The 18788-nt window shown below is 71.5% G+C and carries 18 protein-coding genes, 1 tRNA gene and 1 pseudogene; 13 read left to right on the top strand and 7 right to left on the bottom strand.

Translation table 11 applies throughout. The features are described 5' to 3' along the window. Window positions 1–603: 603 nt before the first annotated feature. Both ACFPZN_RS04730 and ACFPZN_RS04735 read right to left on the bottom strand, forming a co-directional pair. On the bottom strand, window positions 604–1338 hold the full coding sequence (locus ACFPZN_RS04730; protein ID WP_378280488.1) for a TetR/AcrR family transcriptional regulator: 735 nt from the start codon (window positions 1336–1338) through the stop codon (window positions 604–606). A 24-nt stretch (window positions 1339–1362) separates the two neighbouring features. After that, entirely contained in the window at window positions 1363–1974 is a 612-nt protein-coding gene (locus ACFPZN_RS04735; protein ID WP_378280490.1) for a short chain dehydrogenase, read from the bottom strand. 293 nt (window positions 1975–2267) lie between these two features. Between ACFPZN_RS04735 and ACFPZN_RS04740 the strand changes: the two genes are divergently transcribed. Further along, entirely contained in the window at window positions 2268–2885 is a 618-nt protein-coding gene (locus ACFPZN_RS04740) for a TetR/AcrR family transcriptional regulator (protein ID WP_378280492.1), read from the top strand. A gap of 43 nt (window positions 2886–2928) precedes the next feature. Then, window positions 2929–6507 carry a DNA polymerase III subunit alpha gene (dnaE, locus tag ACFPZN_RS04745; protein WP_378280494.1) on the top strand — a complete coding sequence of 1193 codons (3579 nt, stop codon included), beginning with the start codon at window positions 2929–2931 and terminating at the stop codon, window positions 6505–6507. Window positions 6508–6555: 48 nt separating this feature from the next. Here the strand turns inward: dnaE and ACFPZN_RS04750 are convergent, their stop codons facing one another. Continuing rightward, on the bottom strand, window positions 6556–7353 hold the full coding sequence (locus ACFPZN_RS04750) for a DUF4253 domain-containing protein (protein ID WP_378280496.1): 798 nt from the start codon (window positions 7351–7353) through the stop codon (window positions 6556–6558). Window positions 7354–7532: 179 nt separating this feature from the next. Between ACFPZN_RS04750 and ACFPZN_RS04755 the strand changes: the two genes are divergently transcribed. From ACFPZN_RS04755 to ACFPZN_RS04800, 10 genes and pseudogenes are all read left to right on the top strand, one after another. After that, on the top strand, window positions 7533–8804 hold the full coding sequence (locus ACFPZN_RS04755; protein WP_378280498.1) for an amidase: 1272 nt from the start codon (window positions 7533–7535) through the stop codon (window positions 8802–8804). A 206-nt stretch (window positions 8805–9010) separates the two neighbouring features. After that, complete coding sequence (locus ACFPZN_RS04760; RefSeq protein WP_378280500.1) at window positions 9011–9601, top strand: hypothetical protein; 591 nt, start codon at window positions 9011–9013, stop codon at window positions 9599–9601. Window positions 9602–9641: 40 nt separating this feature from the next. Then, window positions 9642–10169, top strand: coding sequence for a hypothetical protein (locus ACFPZN_RS04765; RefSeq protein ID WP_378280502.1), 528 nt, complete (start codon window positions 9642–9644; stop codon window positions 10167–10169). A gap of 84 nt (window positions 10170–10253) precedes the next feature. Beyond that, window positions 10254–10394 (top strand): hypothetical protein, encoded by a 141-nt coding sequence (locus tag ACFPZN_RS04770; protein ID WP_378280503.1) that lies wholly within the window; start codon window positions 10254–10256, stop codon window positions 10392–10394. A gap of 343 nt (window positions 10395–10737) precedes the next feature. Next, entirely contained in the window at window positions 10738–11319 is a 582-nt protein-coding gene (locus ACFPZN_RS04775; RefSeq protein WP_378280505.1) for a TetR/AcrR family transcriptional regulator, read from the top strand. 33 nt (window positions 11320–11352) lie between these two features. Continuing rightward, a complete protein-coding gene (locus ACFPZN_RS04780) occupies window positions 11353–11970 on the top strand; it encodes a cysteine hydrolase family protein (protein WP_378280506.1) in 618 nt (205 codons plus the stop codon). Then, window positions 11967–12404: pseudogene (locus tag ACFPZN_RS04785) on the top strand (DJ-1/PfpI family protein); the annotation flags it as partial. The gene ACFPZN_RS04780 and the pseudogene ACFPZN_RS04785, both read left to right, overlap by 4 nt. A gap of 235 nt (window positions 12405–12639) precedes the next feature. Continuing rightward, window positions 12640–12879, top strand: coding sequence for a helix-turn-helix domain-containing protein (locus tag ACFPZN_RS04790; RefSeq protein ID WP_378280685.1), 240 nt, complete (start codon window positions 12640–12642; stop codon window positions 12877–12879). A 26-nt stretch (window positions 12880–12905) separates the two neighbouring features. Beyond that, a complete protein-coding gene (locus tag ACFPZN_RS04795; RefSeq protein ID WP_378280508.1) occupies window positions 12906–13508 on the top strand; it encodes a DUF7691 family protein in 603 nt (200 codons plus the stop codon). Between the two features lie 31 nt (window positions 13509–13539). Then, a complete protein-coding gene (locus ACFPZN_RS04800) occupies window positions 13540–13827 on the top strand; it encodes a hypothetical protein (protein WP_378280510.1) in 288 nt (95 codons plus the stop codon). A 14-nt stretch (window positions 13828–13841) separates the two neighbouring features. Here the strand turns inward: ACFPZN_RS04800 and ACFPZN_RS04805 are convergent, their stop codons facing one another. Further along, window positions 13842–14060 carry an EF-hand domain-containing protein gene (locus ACFPZN_RS04805; RefSeq protein ID WP_378280512.1) on the bottom strand — a complete coding sequence of 73 codons (219 nt, stop codon included), beginning with the start codon at window positions 14058–14060 and terminating at the stop codon, window positions 13842–13844. Window positions 14061–14414: 354 nt separating this feature from the next. On the opposite strand from ACFPZN_RS04805, the gene ACFPZN_RS04810 reads away from it, so the two are divergent. Then, window positions 14415–14819: a hypothetical protein gene (locus tag ACFPZN_RS04810; protein WP_378280514.1), complete on the top strand. Its 405-nt coding sequence runs from the start codon at window positions 14415–14417 to the stop codon at window positions 14817–14819. 98 nt (window positions 14820–14917) lie between these two features. On the opposite strand, the gene ACFPZN_RS04815 is transcribed toward ACFPZN_RS04810, so the two are convergent. The 3 genes from ACFPZN_RS04815 to gyrA form a co-directional block, all read right to left on the bottom strand. After that, a tRNA-Ile gene (locus tag ACFPZN_RS04815) sits at window positions 14918–14994 on the bottom strand. A 115-nt stretch (window positions 14995–15109) separates the two neighbouring features. Then, a complete protein-coding gene (locus ACFPZN_RS04820; protein WP_378280516.1) occupies window positions 15110–16078 on the bottom strand; it encodes a DUF3566 domain-containing protein in 969 nt (322 codons plus the stop codon). Window positions 16079–16207: 129 nt separating this feature from the next. Then, the gene (gene gyrA / locus ACFPZN_RS04825; RefSeq protein WP_378280517.1) at window positions 16208–18718 is read right to left on the bottom strand and encodes a DNA gyrase subunit A; all 2511 of its coding nucleotides are present in this window, start codon (window positions 18716–18718) and stop codon (window positions 16208–16210) included. Between the last annotated feature and the right edge of the window lie 70 nt (window positions 18719–18788).

The following is an 18788-nucleotide window of genomic DNA, read 5'->3' on the forward strand; positions in this document are numbered from 1 at the left end:
GAACGGCGCGGCCGTCGCCGTCGTCCACCGCAATCCACAGCCTGTGGATAACTATTGCGCACACCGTGTGAGTCATGGCCCGAAGGCGTCGTCCACCGGTCATCCCCATGCCTCCACATCCGGCCGGGACGCTTTTCCACGTCGTGGAGAACCCTCTGACCAGTGTCGAAAGCACACCGAGCGACGAGTTGCCCACAGGGCGTTCACACCCTGTGGGCAGTGCCGCTCCACAATGCCCCCAGGGCGGTGGATTGTCGTCGCCCACCGGTCTTCCCCAGCCGCGTCAACAACGGGCGCCCTGTGGGAAACACCCTCGCGGCATCCCCACCCCCGCTCCAGCCGACACACCGCCTCCCCGGCCGGGGCGACGGGGTCAGAACCTCCAGCGAGGGGGCGATTAGCGCTCGTCGACCGGGAACGCCGGCCCCTTGTCCGGGACGATCCCGAACAGCGCACACGAGGGCGGGCCGGCGGTCGGCGCCCCTCGGTGTCGTGGAAGGCGCCCGTACTTGGTCCCGTAGGCGTCGGCGGCCTGCCGGAGCCCGGCCTCATCGGCGACCCGGGCTGTCGCTGCGCCTGGTGACGGTGCGCCGGGGCAGCCCCTTACGGGCAGGCGGCGGCCACCAGGGCCTGGGCGCCCGCACGGGCGGCTGGGATGACATCGGGCACGGGCTCGGTGGACGCGGCCGACATCGCGCCGTCCAGCAACACCGTGAGCTGACGCGCGAGCAGCGCGGGATCGGCGGCCCCGGCCTTGGCGGCCAGCCCCTCCACCCACTCGCGCACGAGCCGCTTGTGCTCGATCGTCGCCTCATGCACGGGCGACCCGGGCTGCGACTCGCTCGCCGAGTTGATGAACGCACACCCCCGGAAGCTCCCCGCCGCCGCGCCGCGCGAGGCAGTGCCCTCCCTCAAGCCCTCAGCACCGCTGGGAGTCCCGCCATCGCGCGACGCGCCAACGCCGGTGGAGCGCTCCGCGTCCAAGGCCGCGGTGTCGGTAGGCGGGCTGGGGGCGCCGATGGCGTTGAACATGGCGGGCAGCTGGGCGCGCGGGTCGTCGCCTGCCGCGGCGGCCGCCTCGCGCAGCATGCGGCGCCATTTCTCATCGGCCTGCCGGAGGTAGGCGAGCACCAGTTCGTCCTTGGACCGGAAGTGCGCGTACAGCGTCGCCTTCGCCACCCCGGACTCGGCGATGATCCGGTCGATGCCGACGCCGCGGATTCCGTAGGTGTAGAAGAGGTCGGTCGCCGTCCGCAGGATGCGGTCGCGGGCCGGCTCGCGCGCGGACCTCTTGGTGGCGGCGCCGCCTCGCGCGCTCGTCCTGCCGGTGCCGGCCATGGAACCTCCCTGGCGCTCCTCACCTCACTCTATAGACAGACCTGTCGGTCTGGACGGCCGGAACGTCCGCCCCTGGTCGGCACCCTCCACGGCGGCGACGTAGTCCTTCACCACCTCGCCGACGGGCGTGCCCTCGGAGGCGTCCATGCCCAGGGACTCCAGCGTCTCCGCCACCCAGCCCGGGCTGACCACGTTCAGGCGCAGCCCGCGGGGCATCTCGATCGCCGCGCCCGCGACGAACGCCTCCAGCCCAGCGTTCACCATGGCGCCAAGCGCGCCGCCCGCCATCGGGCGCTCGAACACCCCGCCCGTGAGCGTGGCCGAGCCGCCGTCCCGCAGGTACCGGACCGCGCACCGGACGAGATGGACCTGCCCGAACAGCTTTGGCCGTACGACGTCCTCCACGTCCACTCCGGGGCCGGAGTCCAGGGGCGTCAGCGGGGCGCCGGCCGCGCAGCACACCACCGCGTCCACGTCCGGGACGGACGCGAAGAGCGCGTCGATCGAGGCGGTGTCGTTCATGTCCACCCGCACCGGGCCGCGCCGCGACGCCCGGACGACCTCGTGCTCCTTCTCCAGCGCGGCGGCGACCGCGGATCCGATGATCCCGCTCGCCCCGATCACCACGATCTTCATGTCAGGCCGCCTCCATCCGATGCCGCTGCCGCCGTGTGCCGGCCGTTCCCGGTACGCCCGCACGTACGCGGCGAGTTCGTCGTCTCCCAGGCGGCCGCGCCGTGCACGACGAACGGCCGCTCGTACCGCATTCCGGCGAGGTCCACCTCTCCCGGGTACCAGACAGACAGGTCTGTCTAGTACTGTCCACACACTAGGCAGCCGGATCCGTCCGGTCAAGACGCGAGCCACGACCCGCGCGCATTAAACATGCGCTTTAAACGTTTGCTTGAAACGAGGTAGGGTCGGGCGCCATGGGACAACGTGAACGCCTGCTGTCCGCGGCCCGGCGCCTCCTGGCGGAGCGCGGGTACGCGCGCACCACCTCGCGCGACCTCGCGGCGGCCGCCGACGCCAACGTCGCCTCGATCAACTACCACTACGGCTCCAAGGAGGAGCTGCTCACCGCCGCGCTCCTGGAGACCGTCGACGCCTGGGGCGAGAAGGTCGTCCACACCCCCGGCGAGGCCCCCCCGGAGGCGGGCGGGACGAAGACGGGGGCCGGTGCGGCCGCGACGGGGGCCGAGCGGCGGCAGCGGTTCGCGACCATGTGGAAGGCGGTGATCGAGTCGTACGTCACCGACCGCGCGATGATCGTTTCCACCATCGAGGCGCTGTCCCAGGCGGGCCGGCTCCCCGGCGTGCGCGAGCAGATCGCCGCCGCCTACGAGCGGTCGCGCGAGCCGATGGGCGTCGCCTTCCCCGGCGTCGACCCCGGCGACGAGCAGGCGGTCCGCGCCGTCGGATCCGTGCACATGGCGCTGGTCGCCGGGCTCTCGCTCCAGTGGCTGGTGGACCCGGAGAACGCGCCGTCCGCCGACGACGTGGCGCTCGGCCTCCAGGCCATGCTGGACGCGCTCCGTCCCGAATAAAGCGGCCGATTCCGAGAACGCAGGACGGGAGGGGGACGGACCGGTGGGGTCCCAGGAATTCACGCACCTTCACGTGCACACCGAGTACTCCATGCTGGACGGCGCGGCGCGCCTCGAAGACCTCTTCCAGGCGGTCGGCGATCTCGGCATGGGCGCGCTCGCCATGACCGACCACGGCAACCTCCACGGCCTGTACGAGTTCTACGGCCAGGCCGTCGCCGCCGGCGTCACACCCGTGCTGGGCATCGAGGCGTACCTCGCGCCCGAGCACCGCGCCACGCAGAAGCCCGTCCGGTGGGGCACGCCCGCGCAGAAGGGCGACGACGTCTCGGGCGCCGGCGCGTACACGCACATGACGATCTGGGCGCGCGACGCGACCGGGTTGCACAACCTTTTCCGCCTCCAGTCGCGCGCGGCGCTGGAGGGATACTTCCGCAAGCCGCGCATGGACCGCGAGCTGCTCGCGCGGTACGCCGACGGTCTCATGGCGACGACCGGCTGCCCCTCCGGCGAGGTCGCGACGCGCATCCGCCTGGGGCAGGAGGACGAGGCGCTGCGCGCGGCCGGGGAGTTCCAGGACATCTTCGGCAAGGACGATTTCTTCGTCGAGCTGATGGACCACGACATCGACATCGACCGGCGTGCGCGCGCCGGTCTGGAGCGGGTCGCGGCACGGCTCGGCGCGCCCTTCGTCGTCACCAACGACTCGCATTACACCTACGAGCACGAGGCGACCGCGCACTCGGCGCTGCTGTGCGTGCAGACGGGTTCGCGGCTGGACGACCCGGCGTTCCGGTTCGAGGGGTCGGGCTATTTCCTGAAGTCGCCGGAGCAGATGTACGCCATCGACCCGTCGGAGGCGTGGCAGTCCGGATGCCGCAACACCGCGCTCATCGCGGGACGGGTCGACACCGCGGGGATGTTCGACCGCAAGGACCTCATGCCGCGCTTCCCCGTCCCCGAAGGGGAGACGGAGGAGGGCTGGTTCCGTGCCGAGGTGTGGCGTGGCCTGGCGCGGCGTTTTCCCGACGGCTACGGCGACGGTTCCGGCAGCGATGGACGCGGCGGTGGGCGTGCCGAGGAGGAGTACCGGCGGCGCGCCGAGTTCGAGATGGGCGTCATCGCCGAGATGGGTTTCCCGTCGTACTTCCTGGTCGTCGCCGACTTCATCATGTGGGCCAAGGAGAAGGGCATCGCGGTCGGGCCGGGGCGCGGTTCGGCGGCCGGGTCGCTGGTGGCGTACGCGCTGGGCATCACCGACCTCGACCCGATCCCGCACGGCCTCATCTTCGAGCGCTTCCTCAATCCCGAGCGCGTCTCGATGCCCGACATCGACATAGATTTCGACGAACGCCGCCGCGGCGAGGTCATCCGGTACGTCACCGACCGCTGGGGGGCGGACAAGGTCGCGCAGATCGTGACGTTCGGCGTCATCAAGGCGAAGGCCGCGGTGAAGGACGCGTGCCGCGTGCTGGGGCATCCGTACGCGCTCGGCGACCGCATCACCAAGGCGATGCCCGTGGACGTGGGCGGCAAGGGGATCCCGCTGTCGGGCATCTCCGACTCCTCCCACCCGCGCTACGCGGAGGCGGCGGAGGTCCGGGCGCTGTACGAGGGCGACTCCGAGGTCCGCCAGGTGATCGACACCGCCCGCGGGCTGGAGGGCCTGATCCGGCAGACCGGGGTGCACGCGGCCGGGGTCATCATGTCCGCCGAGCCGCTGACCGAGCACGTCCCGGTGTCCATGCGCCCGCAGGACGGGACGGTCATCACGCAGTTCGACTACCCCACGTGCGAGTCGCTCGGGCTGCTGAAGATGGACTTCCTCGGCCTGCGCAACCTCACCATCATGGACGACGCGGTCAAGGCGATCCGCCGCCACCGCGGCCTCGACCTGAACCTGCTCGACCTGCCGCTGGACGACACGCCGACCTACGAACTGTTCGCGCGCGGCGACACGCTCGGGGTGTTCCAGTTCGACGGCGCGGCGATGCGGTCGCTGCTGCGGATGATGCGGCCCGACACGTTCGCCGACATCACCGCCGTGACCGCGCTCTACCGGCCGGGTCCGATGGGGATGAACTCGCACACCAACTACGCGCTGCGCAAGAACGGCCAGCAGGAGGTCACTCCGATCCACCCCGAACTGGAGGAGCCCCTGGAGGACGTCCTCGGCGAGACGTACGGGCTCGTCGTCTACCAGGAGCAGGTGCAGCGCGCCGCGCAGAAGCTCGCCGGCTACTCGCTCGGGCAGGCCGACCTGCTGCGCCGCGCCATGGGCAAGAAGAAGAAGGAGATCCTCGACAAGGAGTTCATCCCGTTCCAGAAGGGGTGCAGGGAACGCGGCTACTCCGATGAGGCCGTCCAGGCGGTGTGGGACGTCATGGTGCCGTTCGCCGGCTATGCCTACAACAAGGCGCACGCGGCGGCGTACGCGCTCGTCTCCTACTGGACCGCCTACCTGAAGGCCAACCATCCGGCCGAGTACATGGCGGCGCTCCTCACCAGCGTCAAGGACGACAAGGACAAGATGGCGGTATATCTGGGGGAGTGCCGCCGGATGGGCATCCGCGTGCTGCCCCCGGACGTGAACGACTCCGACGCCGAGTTCACGCCGCAGGGCGACGACCGCATCCGCTTCGGGCTGACCGCCGTGCGCAACGTCGGCGCCAACGTCGTCGACTCGATCCTGGCGACCCGCGCCGAGCGGGGGAGGTTCCGGTCGTTCCCCGACTTCCTGGACAAGGTGGAGGCGGTGGTCTGCAACAAGCGCACCGTCGAGTCGCTGATCAAGGCGGGCGCGTACGACTCGCTCGGGCACACCCGCAAGGGGCTCGCCGAGCAGCACGAGCAGGCCGTCGACGCCGTCATCGGGGTGAAGCGCAGCCGCGCGTTCGGGCAGCACGACCTGTTCGCCCTCGACGTCCCGGACGACGCCGGCACCGGGACGGGCTTCGATCTCGGCCTGGAGTTCGCGACGGACGAATGGGACAAGACCCACCGCCTCGCCCAGGAGCGGGACATGCTCGGGCTGTACGTCTCCGACCATCCGCTGCTCGGCCTGGAGAACGCGCTGCGCGCCCGCACCGACCAGCCCATCGCCGCCCTCGTCGCCGACGAGCGCCTCCCCGACGGCGCCGTCGTCACCGTCGGCGGCATCGTCTCCGGGCTGCAGCGGAAGATGACCAAGCAGGGCAAGCCGTGGGCGATCGCCACCGTCGAGGACCTCGGCGGGACGATCGACTGCCTGTTCTTCCCCTCGTCCTACCTGCTCGCCGGCCCGCAACTCGCCGAGGACCGCATCGTCCTGGTGAAGGGGCGGCTGGACAAGCGCGAGGACGTCCCCCGCCTCATGGTCATGGACATGGAGGTCCCCGATCTGGCGGCCGCGTCCGACAGCGCCCCGCTGACGCTCACCTTCGCCGAGCTACGGGTCACCCCGCCGCTGGTCTCCCGGCTCAAGGAGATCCTGCTGGCCCACCCGGGCCCGACCGAGGTGCGCATCAGGCTGATCCGCCCCGAGGGGGACGTCCTCATGCGCATCGACGCGCGCTACTACGTCACCCCGAGCACGGCGTTGAAGAGTGAACTCAAGGCCGCCTTCGGCGCCGACACCGTGTGACCCGCCCCAGGAGGCGCCCAGACTTGTCCACAGCCTGTGGACACGTCGTCAGTCCCACCAGAACGTCCAGCGATCGGCGCCGACGAGGCCCTTGGCGTACTCCTCCAGAGACCCGCTGCCCTGCCACACATTGTCGGGGCAGAACGCGTGGTGCTCGGCCGCCACGTTCAGCGCGTGCTCGAACGTCACCGGAGGCGCCGCGACGGAGAGGTCGAGGGTGTCGAACCCGACCGCCACCACGCGCGCCCCGAACCGCTCCTCCCAGGACCGCACGACGGCCGACAGCTCCTGCGTGTAGCCGGTGTGGTTGACCGGGCCGTCCCACCCGGCCAGCGTGAGCGTGTCGGCGCCGCGCCCGGCCGGCACCAGGCCCAGCAGCCACGAGCGCGACTCCCCCAGCGAGGTCGCCAGCCCGCGCGCCACCGCGTCGGGATCGCGGCCGTCCTCGCCGGGCGCCGCCAGGCCGGGCCACGCGCCGGTGGGGATGTCGGCGTCCTCGTCCTCCTCGGGCTCGGCCGCCACCTCGTCCCAGAAGCGGCGCAGCACCCCGGCGGCCGACAGCACGTCGATGGTGCCCACGGGCGCGGGGGAGAACTCGCGGCTGTGCCACGGACGCGCGTCGTCGCCGCCGAGCGTGTCGAGCAGCAGCGGGTACAGGCCGGTCTCGGCGCGGCGTTCGTACAGCCGCAGCCAGTGGGCGGCCGCGTCCGGGAGCCGCTCGTCCGAGACCCAGAGGACGTCGCGTCCCGCCCACGTCTCGTCGTCGAAGTAGTCCTGGTCGGTCTCCAGCACGGCGCCCGGGGGGAGTCCGCCGGGGAGCTCGGCGAAGGGGGATCCAGTCGGCATGAGGCGCAATCTAGCGCCCGCCTACGACACCCGCGCCCCGATTTCCGCCATCGTCGAAACCCTCGCCGCCCGGACCCGCCGGCCGCGTGGCGGCCGCGGAAACACGGACGACATGGGTACGAAACAAACGGTGTCTACAACATGATTCGGCCTGACCGAATCGAGAAGTAGGGACACTGATGAGCGATATGGCACGCCGCCGCCTCCTGGGCGCCGCCACCGCGGCCGGAGTGGCCGGGCTGGCCCTCGGCGGCTCCCCGGCGCACGCCGCCGGACCCGCCGGGCGCGGACGGCCCGCCACCGTCCCGAACCCCGTGTGGCGCACGATCGGCGCCCCCCTCGCCCGCGGCGCACGCTCCGGCCCCCTGGCCCACCGCACCGTCGCGGTCAAGGACCTGTTCGCCGTCGCCGGAGAGCGCATCGGCGCGGGGAACCCGTTCTGGCTGGAGCAGGCGCCCGTCGAACGCCGGCACGCCGCGGCCGTCCAGCGCCTGCTGTCCGCCGGCGCAGACGTCACCGGACTGGCCGCCACCGACGAGCTCGCCTACAGCCTCGCCGGGATCAACATCCACTACGGCACCCCGCGCAACCCCGCCGCGCCGGGACGCGTCCCCGGCGGGTCCAGCAGCGGCCCCGCCTCGGCCGTGGCCCAGCGGCTCGCCGACATCGGGCTCGGCACCGACACCGGCGGCTCGGTACGGGTGCCCGCGTCCAACTGCGGCCTCTACGGGATCCGCACCACCCACGGCCTCGTCTCCCGCGACGGCCTGCTCCCGCTCGCCCAGTCGTTCGACACGGTCGGCTGGTTCACCCGCGACGCCGCCCTCTTCGGCGCCGTGGCCCGCGTGTTCCTGCCCGCCGCCGCCCCCGTCCGCCGCCTGATCGTCCCGGCCGACCTGCTGGCCCTCGCCGAGCCCGCGACCGCCGCCGCCGTCCGCGCCGCCGCCCTCGCCCTGGCCGGGGACAAGGGGCTGACCGTCACCGAGCCCGACCGCACGTTCGGCGCCGACCTCGCGGACTGGGCGAACGCCTTCCGGATCGTCCAGTCCTCCGAGGCGTGGGCCAACCACGGCGCCTGGATCGAGGCCAACCCCGGCGTGCTCGCCGCCGAGATCCACGCCCGCTTCGCCGGCGGCGCCGCCGTCACCGCACAGGAGCTCCGCGACGCCAGGGCCACGATCGAGAAGGCCCGCGCCCGCGTCCGCGCCCTCGTCCCGGAAGGCACCGCGCTGGCACTGCCCGCCGCCTCCGCCCCCGCCGTCCCGCTCGGCGGCTCCGCCGCCGAGGTGGACGCCGTACGCGGCGCCACCCTCCGCCTGACCTGCGCCGCCGGCGTCTCCGGCCTCCCCTGCGCCGTCTTCCCCGGCCCCAAGGCCGACGGCCTCCCCGTAGGCCTGGCCCTCATAGGCGCCCCCAACACCGACCGCTCCCTGACAGCCTTGGCCGACTAACCCCGCCAGCCGACCACGGCCGAGGCCCGGCGTCCGGTCGGCCGGTCAGATTCGGTCGGACGGTTGGGGCCGCAGGGCTTGGGCCCGAGGGGCGGGGGTCTTGCACGGGCGGGATGTTTCGGGCGAAGGTAGTGCGCGCGACGGGGCCGGTGCGGATGCCGCGCCCCGCCCGGGGACCGGCATTCCGACGGGGAGGATGAGGACCGGTGAGCGAAGAGCTCGATCAGGTGTTCGGCCAGCTGGTGAAACGCAGCTGGCAGCGGTTCGACGAGGAGCGGCGGGCGCGCGAGATCGACGACCTGCTGGTCGGCGCCGTGGTGGTCGCGATGGTGGCCGAGGGCAACTCCCTCATCGACCTCAACTCCAACGGCGACCACCACCATCTGCGGTTCGAGCACCCGCAGGGCAAGCAGCGCGTCATGTTCCGGCTCACGCACGCCACCGGAAGCCTCGCCGCCGCCAGGACGCTCGGCCACTACGCGTCCGTCCACATGGGGTACGGCGAGCGCGTGCAGGACACCCGCACCGTCTGGCAGGCCCTCAAGTCGGAGATCAAGAGCGGTTTCCTGGACGTGGGCGAGCCCGGCGTGATGACCGTGGACGCCGACCTGACCACCGGCTACGTGTACGTGCAGGTCGAGCTGCTACTCGACCTCGAACCGTACTTCGCCGACGACTACACCGTCCGCTACCCCCTGCTGCAGCAGCATCTGTCGGCCGTCCGCCAGGCCCTGGCCAAGTACCTGCGGGGACGGCTCGCCGCCGGTGCGCCCGGCGCCGCCGGCGCCCCCGCCTGACCCGCGGCCACCGGCCGACCAACCCCTTCAGGAGGTCTCGATGCTGTCGCTGCTGTCGAAGTTCAAGAACAGCGCCGAAGCGCGGGAGAGCAAGGACGAGGTCCTGATCGGCGAGATGGTGTTCGCCATGGCGCACCTGGGGTGCCCCACCATCGGCTTCCACGCCGGGACCGATCTGCAGTACGTGAAGTTCAAGCCCGTCAAGGACGACGTGCTCTACAGCATGACCATCGTGCTGGACCGCAAGACCGGCGACAGCGCGCTGCAGCAGGCGGTCATCGGCAGCAAGGCCACGCTGATGTTCGTGGGCGAGGTCAAGAACCACCTCGCCGACCCCGACGACCTGGTGGCGATGTTCAGGACCGACATGGCCAACCTGTTCCGCAACCCGTGGATGGGCGACATCAAGCTCGACCACCAGCTCAACTCCGTGACGGCGACCAAGAAGCAGATCATCGACATCGACCGGCTCATCAGCGCCGATCCGGCGGGCCGGGAGCAGCTCAGCCAGATGCTGCGCGGGACGATGCTGGAGCTGCGGGAGAAGCTGGTGCCGTACAAGAAGTGAAGACCACCCTGGTACAGGGCCTCGCGGCATATGCCCGCGGGGCCCTGTTCCTTCCCGGGAATTGCCCTTGTCCTTGGGGAAGCCGTGCCGCGGGGCGTCGGCCCCATCCGGGTGCGGGAGCTGCTGGACCTCGCCAAGCGGCCGGGCGGCCCCGGCAACGTGAGCCACGTGGTGGCCGAGGTACTCACCCGCGAGCCTGTGGACGGCGGTGATCCCCAGGCGTGAACAACCGGCTCCCGCCGCGATCCACCGTCCGTCCCCCGGCGCCTTCTCCCCAGCTCAGCCGCCCACACCCGGGCTGACCTGCCGGAAGGCCCGAACGCGCCGACTTCGTCCACAGCCTGTGGATAACCTGCTCCACAAGGGCCCCGGCGAGCCGCCGGCTCGTTGTCCGCAGCGATATCCCCAGGAGGCTCGATCCTCACATGCCGGGACGGGGCGCCGCGGCCGGCGACACGTCCACCGCGGCGCCCTCCCGCCACGGGCGGCTCTCCGCGCCGTTCCGCCGTGGCCGTGAGCGTCGGCGCAGTACGCTGAGCTGCGAGTTCTCCGTCCAGCGAGGAGGGTCATGCCGTCCGGTGCCGGCCCCTGGCAGGGCACGATGCGGCCCGCGCCTCCCCGCAGGGCGGACGCGCGCCGCAACCACGAACGGCTGCTGGAGGTGGCCAGGGAGCTGTTCGAGGAGCGCGGCGCCGGCGTCCCGCTCGACGAGATCGCCCGCCGGGCCGGGGCCGGGAACGCCTCCATGTACCGGCACTTCCCGACCCGCCGCGACATGATCGTCGCCGTGTACGCCGACGAGGTCGAGCGGCTGTGCGCCAAGGGCCGCGACCTCCTGGACGCCGAGGCGCCCTGGGACGCCCTGTTCACCTGGCTGCGGGGCTTCGTCGAGCACGTCGCCGGCAAGCGCGAGCTGATCCTGGCGATCCCCGAGGACCGCGACGGCGAACGCTCGCAACTGTTCGAGCGCTGGCACGACGCCATGCACGCCACCGCCGGCGCCCTCCTCGCCCGTACGGGCGCGCGGCACGACGTGGCCGACCTCGTCGCCGCGGCGCACGGCATCGCGCTGGCCGCGTCCGGCCCCGACCAGGCCCACCGGCTCCTGGAATACTTCCGCCGCGGCATCCGCGCCGCCCCCGGGCCATGACCGGATCGTTCCGCCACCTGACGCGATCGGGCGTTGTCCGGGCGGAACACCGCGAGCAGGCTTGGAAGACATGAGCCGAGCCCTTCTCGTCTCGACGTCCAGGAGTCGTTCCGCCACCACCCGCTGTGGCCGCTGATCTCCGCCCCCGACCTCCCTGACCGGATCGACCCGCTGATCGGCGCCGTCCGGGCGGCGGGCGACCGCGTCGTCTGGGTGCTGCACGCCGAGCCGGGGACGGGCGGCCCGTTCGACCCGGCGTCCGGGCACGTCCGGCCGATGGACGGCCTCGCCCCGGCGGGCGGCGAGCCCGTCCTCACCAAGACCTCGCACAACGCGTTCACGACCACGAACCTGCACCAGTACCTGACCGCGCACGGCGTCCGCGAGCTGGTGATCTCCGGGATCCGCACCGAGCAGTGCTGCGAGACGACCGCGCGGATCGGCGCGGACCTCGGCTACCGCGTGACCTTCGTGACCGACGCGACCGCGACCAACCCGATCCCCCCGCCCGGCTCCCCGCCCGGCCTCACCCCCGCCCAGGTGCTGGCCGACCCGCGCACGCTGCCGGTGGACGACGTCATCGCCGGGACGGAGTACGCGCTGTCCGGACGCTTCGCCGAGATCCGCACCATCGCCGACCTCACCCGATGACACGCGTGACCTTCCTCCTGGTGCCGGGGCTGCACCTGCTCGACCTGGCCGGCCCCGCCCAGGTGTTCTCCGGCCTGGACTACGAGCTCGGCTACGTCGCCGAGGAGCCCGACGTCCCGACCGCACAGGGGATCACCGTCCGCGCGTCCACCGCCTGGCCGGAGCCGCGGGCCGGGGACGTCGTCGTGGTCCCGGGCTGGCGGGCGCCCACCCTGGCCTCCTCAGGGCCGCTCAGCCCGTCGACGCTCCGGCGCCTGCGCGACCACCACGAGGCCGGGGCCACCCTCGTCAGCGTGTGCGCGGGAGCGGACGCCCTGGGCCGCGCGGGCCTCCTCGACGGGCGCCGCTGCACGACGCACCACGACGTCCAGGACGAGCTCGCCCGGCGCCACCCGAGGGCCACGGTCGTCCGCGACGTCCTGTACGTCGTCGACGGCCGGATCGTCACCTCCGCCGGGATCGCCAGCGGCATCGACCTCGCCCTCCACCTGGCCGCGCTGTGGCACGGCCCGGCCGTCGCCGCCCGCATCGCCCGCGACATGGTGGTCTACACGCGGCGCAACGGCACCGAACCGCAGGCCAGCGCCGTCCTCCGCCACCGCTCCCACCTCTCGGACCTGGTCCACCGCGTCCAGGACGTCATCGACGCGCTTCGCCGAACCGCTCCCCCTGGACGCCCTCGCCCGCGCCGCCGGATGCAGCCCCCGTACCCTGACCCGCTCCTTCGGCGCCGCGACCGGTCTCACCCCGCTGCGCTACCAGCAGACCCTGCGCCTGGAACGCGCCGAGCACCTCATCGGCCGGGGCGCCACCGTCGAATCGGCCGCCCGCGCGGTCGGCTTCACCGACGCCCGGATGCTCCGCCGCCTCCGTGGAACAGCTCCGGCCGCACAAGCGTCTGACGGTTGATCGATTTCCGACCGAGGGGACCCGGTGTGAGCTACGGGATCATGGCGTACGCCGTGCATCTGAAGGGCGTCAAGGCGATGATCGGCTCCGGCGGCCAACGGCTGCTGGACGACCTGCTGGCCTCCCGGGCCCGCGACCTGGAGGACCTCGACGAGCTGCGCGGCAACGTCGGCCTGGACGGCGACGACGTCACCTCCGCGCGGGGCGCCCTCACGCACATGATCATGGGGGAGGAGTACGACGCCCGCGTCGGCTTCCTGTACGGCTACTGCCTCAAGATCCTCATCGAGACGCACCGCTCCTCGGAGTTCCTCCCCAACAGCGGCTGGTCGGCGATGCGTTTCAGCTGGTTCGAGACGGTCGGCTCCGAGATGAAGGCGGCCGGGGTGGACTTCGACCCCACCGACCTGATCTTCACCGGCGTCCCGGTCGCGCTCCCCCGCATCGACGACTTCCCCACCATCGGCCACATCGCCCCCGCCGCGATGCCCGCCCTCCTGACCTCCTTCGACGGCATGAACGCCGAAGCCGTCACCGAGTACGGCGCCCTCGACTCCATCCGCGAAGTCCAGGACTGGCTGCGCACCTGCCACTCATCCGGCCGCGACCTGGTCTGCTTCTACCACTGAGCACCTCCCGGTCCAGCAGGAAGGCCACGCCATGGGCAGATCCTTCGCGGCGGCGGCGCTGGCCGTGCCCGGCATGGGACTGCTCGCCGCGGGTTTCGTCGCCAGCCTGTACCCGAACCCGTGGGGCTTCGACGGACACAGCCGCCTCACCTGCGGGAGCGCCTTCCTCTTCTCCCTGGACGGCTACTCGCCCAACCATTCCAGCTGCCCCGCCCGCCGGACCGGGATGCGGATGCTCTCCGCGTCCCTCGCGTGCGCGGGGCTGTGGTGCATCGTGTTCGGCGGATGGCTGCTGGGCCGGCGCCCCGCACCCTACTGACAGCGACGACGCTCCTAACGGTCCTCGCCGAGGAACTCCTCGTAGGAGATCTCCCCATCGGCGTTCTTGTCGGCGGTGGCGATGTAGGCGTCGATCTCCTCGACGGAACGGGGGTCGCCGGACGCGGCGAGGGCGGCGATGAGTTCGTCCCTGCTGAGGTAGCCGGAGCCATCGGTGTCGAACGAGCGGAACTCGGCCAGGTGGTCCGTGTCGGGGTTCTCATGCTTGCCCATGGAACTGCTCCTCACGTCGCTTCATGGCCAGCGTAGAGGCCCCGTCCCGACAGAAACCAGAAGCCCCCACCACCTGCCCGGTGGGCTTCCGCGCTGGTGGGCCCAGGTGGACTGGAACCACCGGCCTCGATGGTGGCCGGCTCTCTCCGTCATCGTGACCGCGTGCTCGCTGATCACGTGCGGCGGCGTTCGCCGGTGTTGCCGTCACGGCTGCCGGAGTGACCAGGACGAGCAGTACCCCTACCTGACCATCAAACGGACGGCCCATCAAAGCCGTCCGTTCCGCGCAGGCCGTGACAAGCCGGCCATGGAGTACGTTCAGGATCTCGGACCGGGTGCGGGCTGGGAGTGTGGATGGTCTACGGCGTGAAGTTCTTCGGCAAGCGGAGTGATGTCACGGCCTCTGACGCTCTCGATCAACTCGCGGCGGCAGTCGCGGAGACGGGTGGTCCCGTCCTGCTGCAGGAGAGGGGCGGGGGGCTGGGGACCTCCTGGTGTGATCTCACCGGCGAAAAGGCCTCAGGCACCCACCCGCTGCATGTGCAGGTGTGGACAGGTGTCCAAGAGCTGGCCGAGGAGATCCTCCAACTCACACCGGACGGCGACACCCACGGCATCTGGGGAAGTGACCTGCTGGTCTCCGTCCAGCTCATCGGGGAAGTCGACTGGGCACTGATGCGGCGTGTCTGGGATGTCCTGGTGAAGCAGTGGGGCGCCGTCCCCCACGACGACATCTCAGAGTTCGAGATCACCTTCTGAAACGGTGGTTGCCCAGCTCACGCCCGGTCTTCTCGTCCGAGAGCCGTCGCCCCGGAAACCAGAAGCCCCCACCGGACACCCGGTGAAGGCTTCTGGAGTGGTGGGCCTAGGAGGACTTGAACCTCCGGCCTCATCCTTATCAGGGATGCGCTCTAACCGACTGAGCTATAGGCCCGTGCTGTGCCGCCGCCCTAGCGGCGCAACGAGAGATTACCCCATCCGGCGTGACAACCGGAAATCGATAAACGCGGGGCGGCGGCGGCAGCCTTCGACCGGTCGTCACACGGTCGTCACTCGGCCTCCTTGAGCGTGACCTCGACGCCTCCGACCAGGTCGGCGGCCAGGTTGTAGATGACCGAGCCGACCGTGGACAGGGCGGTGATCAACAGCACGTTCAGCGCGCCGACCAGCACCGTGTAGCCGAAGACGCGGGCGAAGGAGAACCAGCTCCCGGCGTCCAGGCCGCCGCTGGTCTCCCCCTGGCGGCGGGTGAGGTCGGAGACGGTGTCGGTGATCGCGGAGAACACGCCGAGGCCGGACAGGATCGCGTACAGCACGATCACCGCGACCAGCAGCACCACGAAGCAGACCAGCGACATCACGAAGCTGAACTTCATGACCGACCACGGCTCCAGGCGGGCCAGCTGCAGCTGGGCCTTGCGGGCGGTCTTGCCGCCGCCACCGCCCGGCTTGGCGGAGCCGGGCGACGTGCCGCGCCCGCGGTTCTTCAGGACGCTGCCCGCGAAGCCCGAGCCGAACCGGGACGTGCCCCCGGAGCCGGGCGTGCCCGTGTGACCCGTGCCGGCCTGCGGCGAGGGCCCGCCCGGGTTCATCACCCCCGGAACAGGCGGGGCGGAATGGTCGGCGGGGGGCTCGGGGGCCCCGAACGACGGCTCCGCGCGGCCGCTGGAGACCGAGGCCGCGGGCTCGGCGGGCTTGGTCCAGCTCGGCTCCGAGGAGGAGTCGGAGGCCGCCGGCGGCGCGCCGGGCGTGTCCCTGACCGGGGTGATCTCCGGCTGGTCGCGGCCGGCCGCCTCCCCGGACGGCTCCGGCTCTATCCGGGGGAGGTCGGCCTTGGTCTCCTCCGCCGGCGGGATCTCCACGGTGGCCTCGTCCCGCCCGGGCTTGGCGGCCGAGGCCGCCACGGTCTTCTTGGACTTCTTGGGCTTACCGCCCGCCGGGGAGTCGCCGGAGCCTGATCCCTTGCCGGTACGGCCGGCGTCTGACCGGGCCTCGTCCTTGCCGGGCTGGCTGCTCACGTGTCCTCCTGGCCTAGGGCGTGCTCACTCGTTCCCGGTCCCTCCGCGCGGGGGCGGGGCACCCGCCCGCCCGGAGCGGACCGGGCGCGGCGAACCCGCCCCGGCGGTTCGTGGGCGGAACCGGGGACCTCATTCACCGTCGCCCCCCTCGTCCGCCTCGGTGTCCGTGTCCTCCATGGACTCTACGTTCCTCGCGATGGCGACGACGCTGTCCCCTTCGGCGAGGTTCATCAGACGGACGCCCATGGTCTGGCGGCCGGACTGCTTGATCTCCGCCGCCGTGGTACGGATGACGCCGCCGTTGGACGTCATCGCGAACACCTCGTCGTCGGGCCCCACCATCAACGCCCCTACCAGCCTGCCGCGAGTTTGCACGATCTTAGCGGTGAGGACGCCCTTACCCCCACGGCCCTGAACCGGGTACTGGTCGATCGGGGTGCGCTTGGCGTACCCGCCCTCGGTGGCCACCAGGACGTCGTGCGCGTCCTGCTGGGCGACCAGCATGTTCAGCACGTACTGGTCGTCGTCGAACCGCATCCCGATGACGCCGCTGGTGGCCCGGCCCATCGGCCGCAGCGACTCGTCGTCGGCCAGGAACCGGATCGCCTGCGCCCCGGTCGACACCATCAGCAGGTAGTCCTCCGGCGACACCAGCCGGGCGGCGATCACCTCGTCGTCGTCGACCAGGTTGATCGCGATGATCCCGCCGGTGCGGGGCGAGTCGAAGTCGCGCAGCGCGGTCTTCTTGACCCGGCCGTTCTTCGTGGCCAGCACCAGGTACGGCGCGACGTCGTAGTCGCGCAGGTCCATCACCTGGGCGATGTGCTCGTCGGGCTGGAACGCCAGGAGGTTGGCCACGTGCTGGCCGCGCGAGTCGCGGCTGGTGTCGGGCAGCTCGTAGGCCTTGGCGCGGTAGACCCGGCCCTTGTTGGTGAAGAACAGGATCCAGTGGTGCGTCGTGGTGACGAAGAACTGGTCGACGATGTCGTCCTGCTTGAGCTGCGCGCCGCGCACGCCCTTGCCGCCGCGCCGCTGCGCCCGGTACAGGTCGGTCTTGGTGCGCTTGGCGTAGCCGCCGCGGGTGATGGTGACGACGACGTCCTCTTCGGCGATGAGGTCCTCGTACGACACGTCCCCGTCGAACGGGATGATCTCGGTGCGCCGCTCGTCGCCGAACTTCTCGACGATCGGGGCCAGCTCGTCGCCGACGATCCGGCGCTGCCGGTCGGGCGAGGCCAGGATGTCGTTGTAGTCGGCGATCTCCGCCATGAGCTTGTCGTACTCGTCGGTGATCTGCTGGCGCTCCAGGGCGGCCAGCTTGCGCAGCTGCATGTCGAGGATGGCCTGCGCCTGGATCTCGTCGATCTCCAGCAGCCCGATCAGGCCCCGCTGCGCCTCCTGCGCCGACGGCGACCGCCGGATCAGCGCGATGACCTCGTCGATCCGGTCGAGCGCCTTGAGCAGGGCGCGCAGGATGTGGGCGCGCTCCTCGGCCTTGCGCAGCAGGAACCGGGTGCGGCGGACGATGACGTCGATCTGGTGCGCCACCCAGTACCGCACGAACTGGTCGAGGCGCAGCGTGCGCGGCACCCCGTCGACCAGCGCGAGCATGTTCGCGCCGAAGGTCTCCTGCAGCTGGGTGTGCTTGTAGAGGTTGTTCAGGACGACCTTGGCGACCGCGTCCCGCTTGAGCACGATCACCAGCCGCTGGCCGGTGCGGCCCGAGGTCTCGTCGCGGACGTCGGCGACCCCGTCGAGCTTGCCGTCCTTGACCAGCTCGGCGATCTTCAGCGCGAGGTTGTCGGGGTTGACCTGGTAGGGCAGCTCGGTGACGACCAGGCAGGTGCGGCCCTGGATCTCCTCGACGTCGACCACGGCCCGCATGGTGATGGAGCCGCGGCCGGTGCGGTAGGCCTCCTCGATGCCCTTGCGGCCGACGATCAGGCCGCTGGTGGGGAAGTCGGGGCCCTTGACCCGCTGGATCAGCGCCTCCAGCAGCTCCTCGTCCGTGGCGCCGTAGTTCTCCAGGTACCACTGGACGCCCTCGGCCACCTCCCGCAGGTTGTGCGGCGGGATGTTGGTGGCCATGCCGACCGCGATGCCGGCCGAGCCGTTCACCAGCAGGTTGGGGTACCGGGACGGCAGGACGTCCGGCTCCTGGGAGCGGCCGTCGTAGTTGGGGGAGAAGTCGACGGTCTCCTTGTCGATGTCGCGCAGCAGCTCCATCGCCAGGGGCGCCATACGGCACTCGGTGTACCGCATGGCCGCGGCGGGGTCGTTGCCGCGCGAACCGAAGTTGCCGTTGCCGTCGACCAGCGGGTACCGCATCGACCAGGGCTGGGCCAGCCGGACCAGCGCGTCGTAGATGGCCGAGTCGCCGTGGGGGTGGTAGTTCCCCATGACGTCGCCGACGACGCGGGCGCACTTGAAGTAGCCCCGGTCGGGGCGGTAGCCCCCGTCGTACATCGCGTACAGCACGCGGCGGTGCACCGGCTTGAGGCCGTCGCGGACCTCGGGCAGCGCGCGCGCGACGATGACCGACATCGCGTAGTCGAGGTAGCTGCGCTGCATCTCGACCTGGATGTCGACCGGTTCGATCCGCTCGCCCGGGTGCCCGCCCTCTGTGGTCACGTCCGTCACTCTGAAAGACCTCTTCTACGTAGTGGAAGGAAGTTCGTCCACGCCGGCGCGGCCACCCCGGAGGGCCGCC

The sequence above is a fragment of the Actinomadura rugatobispora genome (genome assembly GCF_042656285.1).
Lineage (GTDB): Bacteria > Actinomycetota > Actinomycetes > Streptosporangiales > Streptosporangiaceae > Spirillospora > Spirillospora rugatobispora.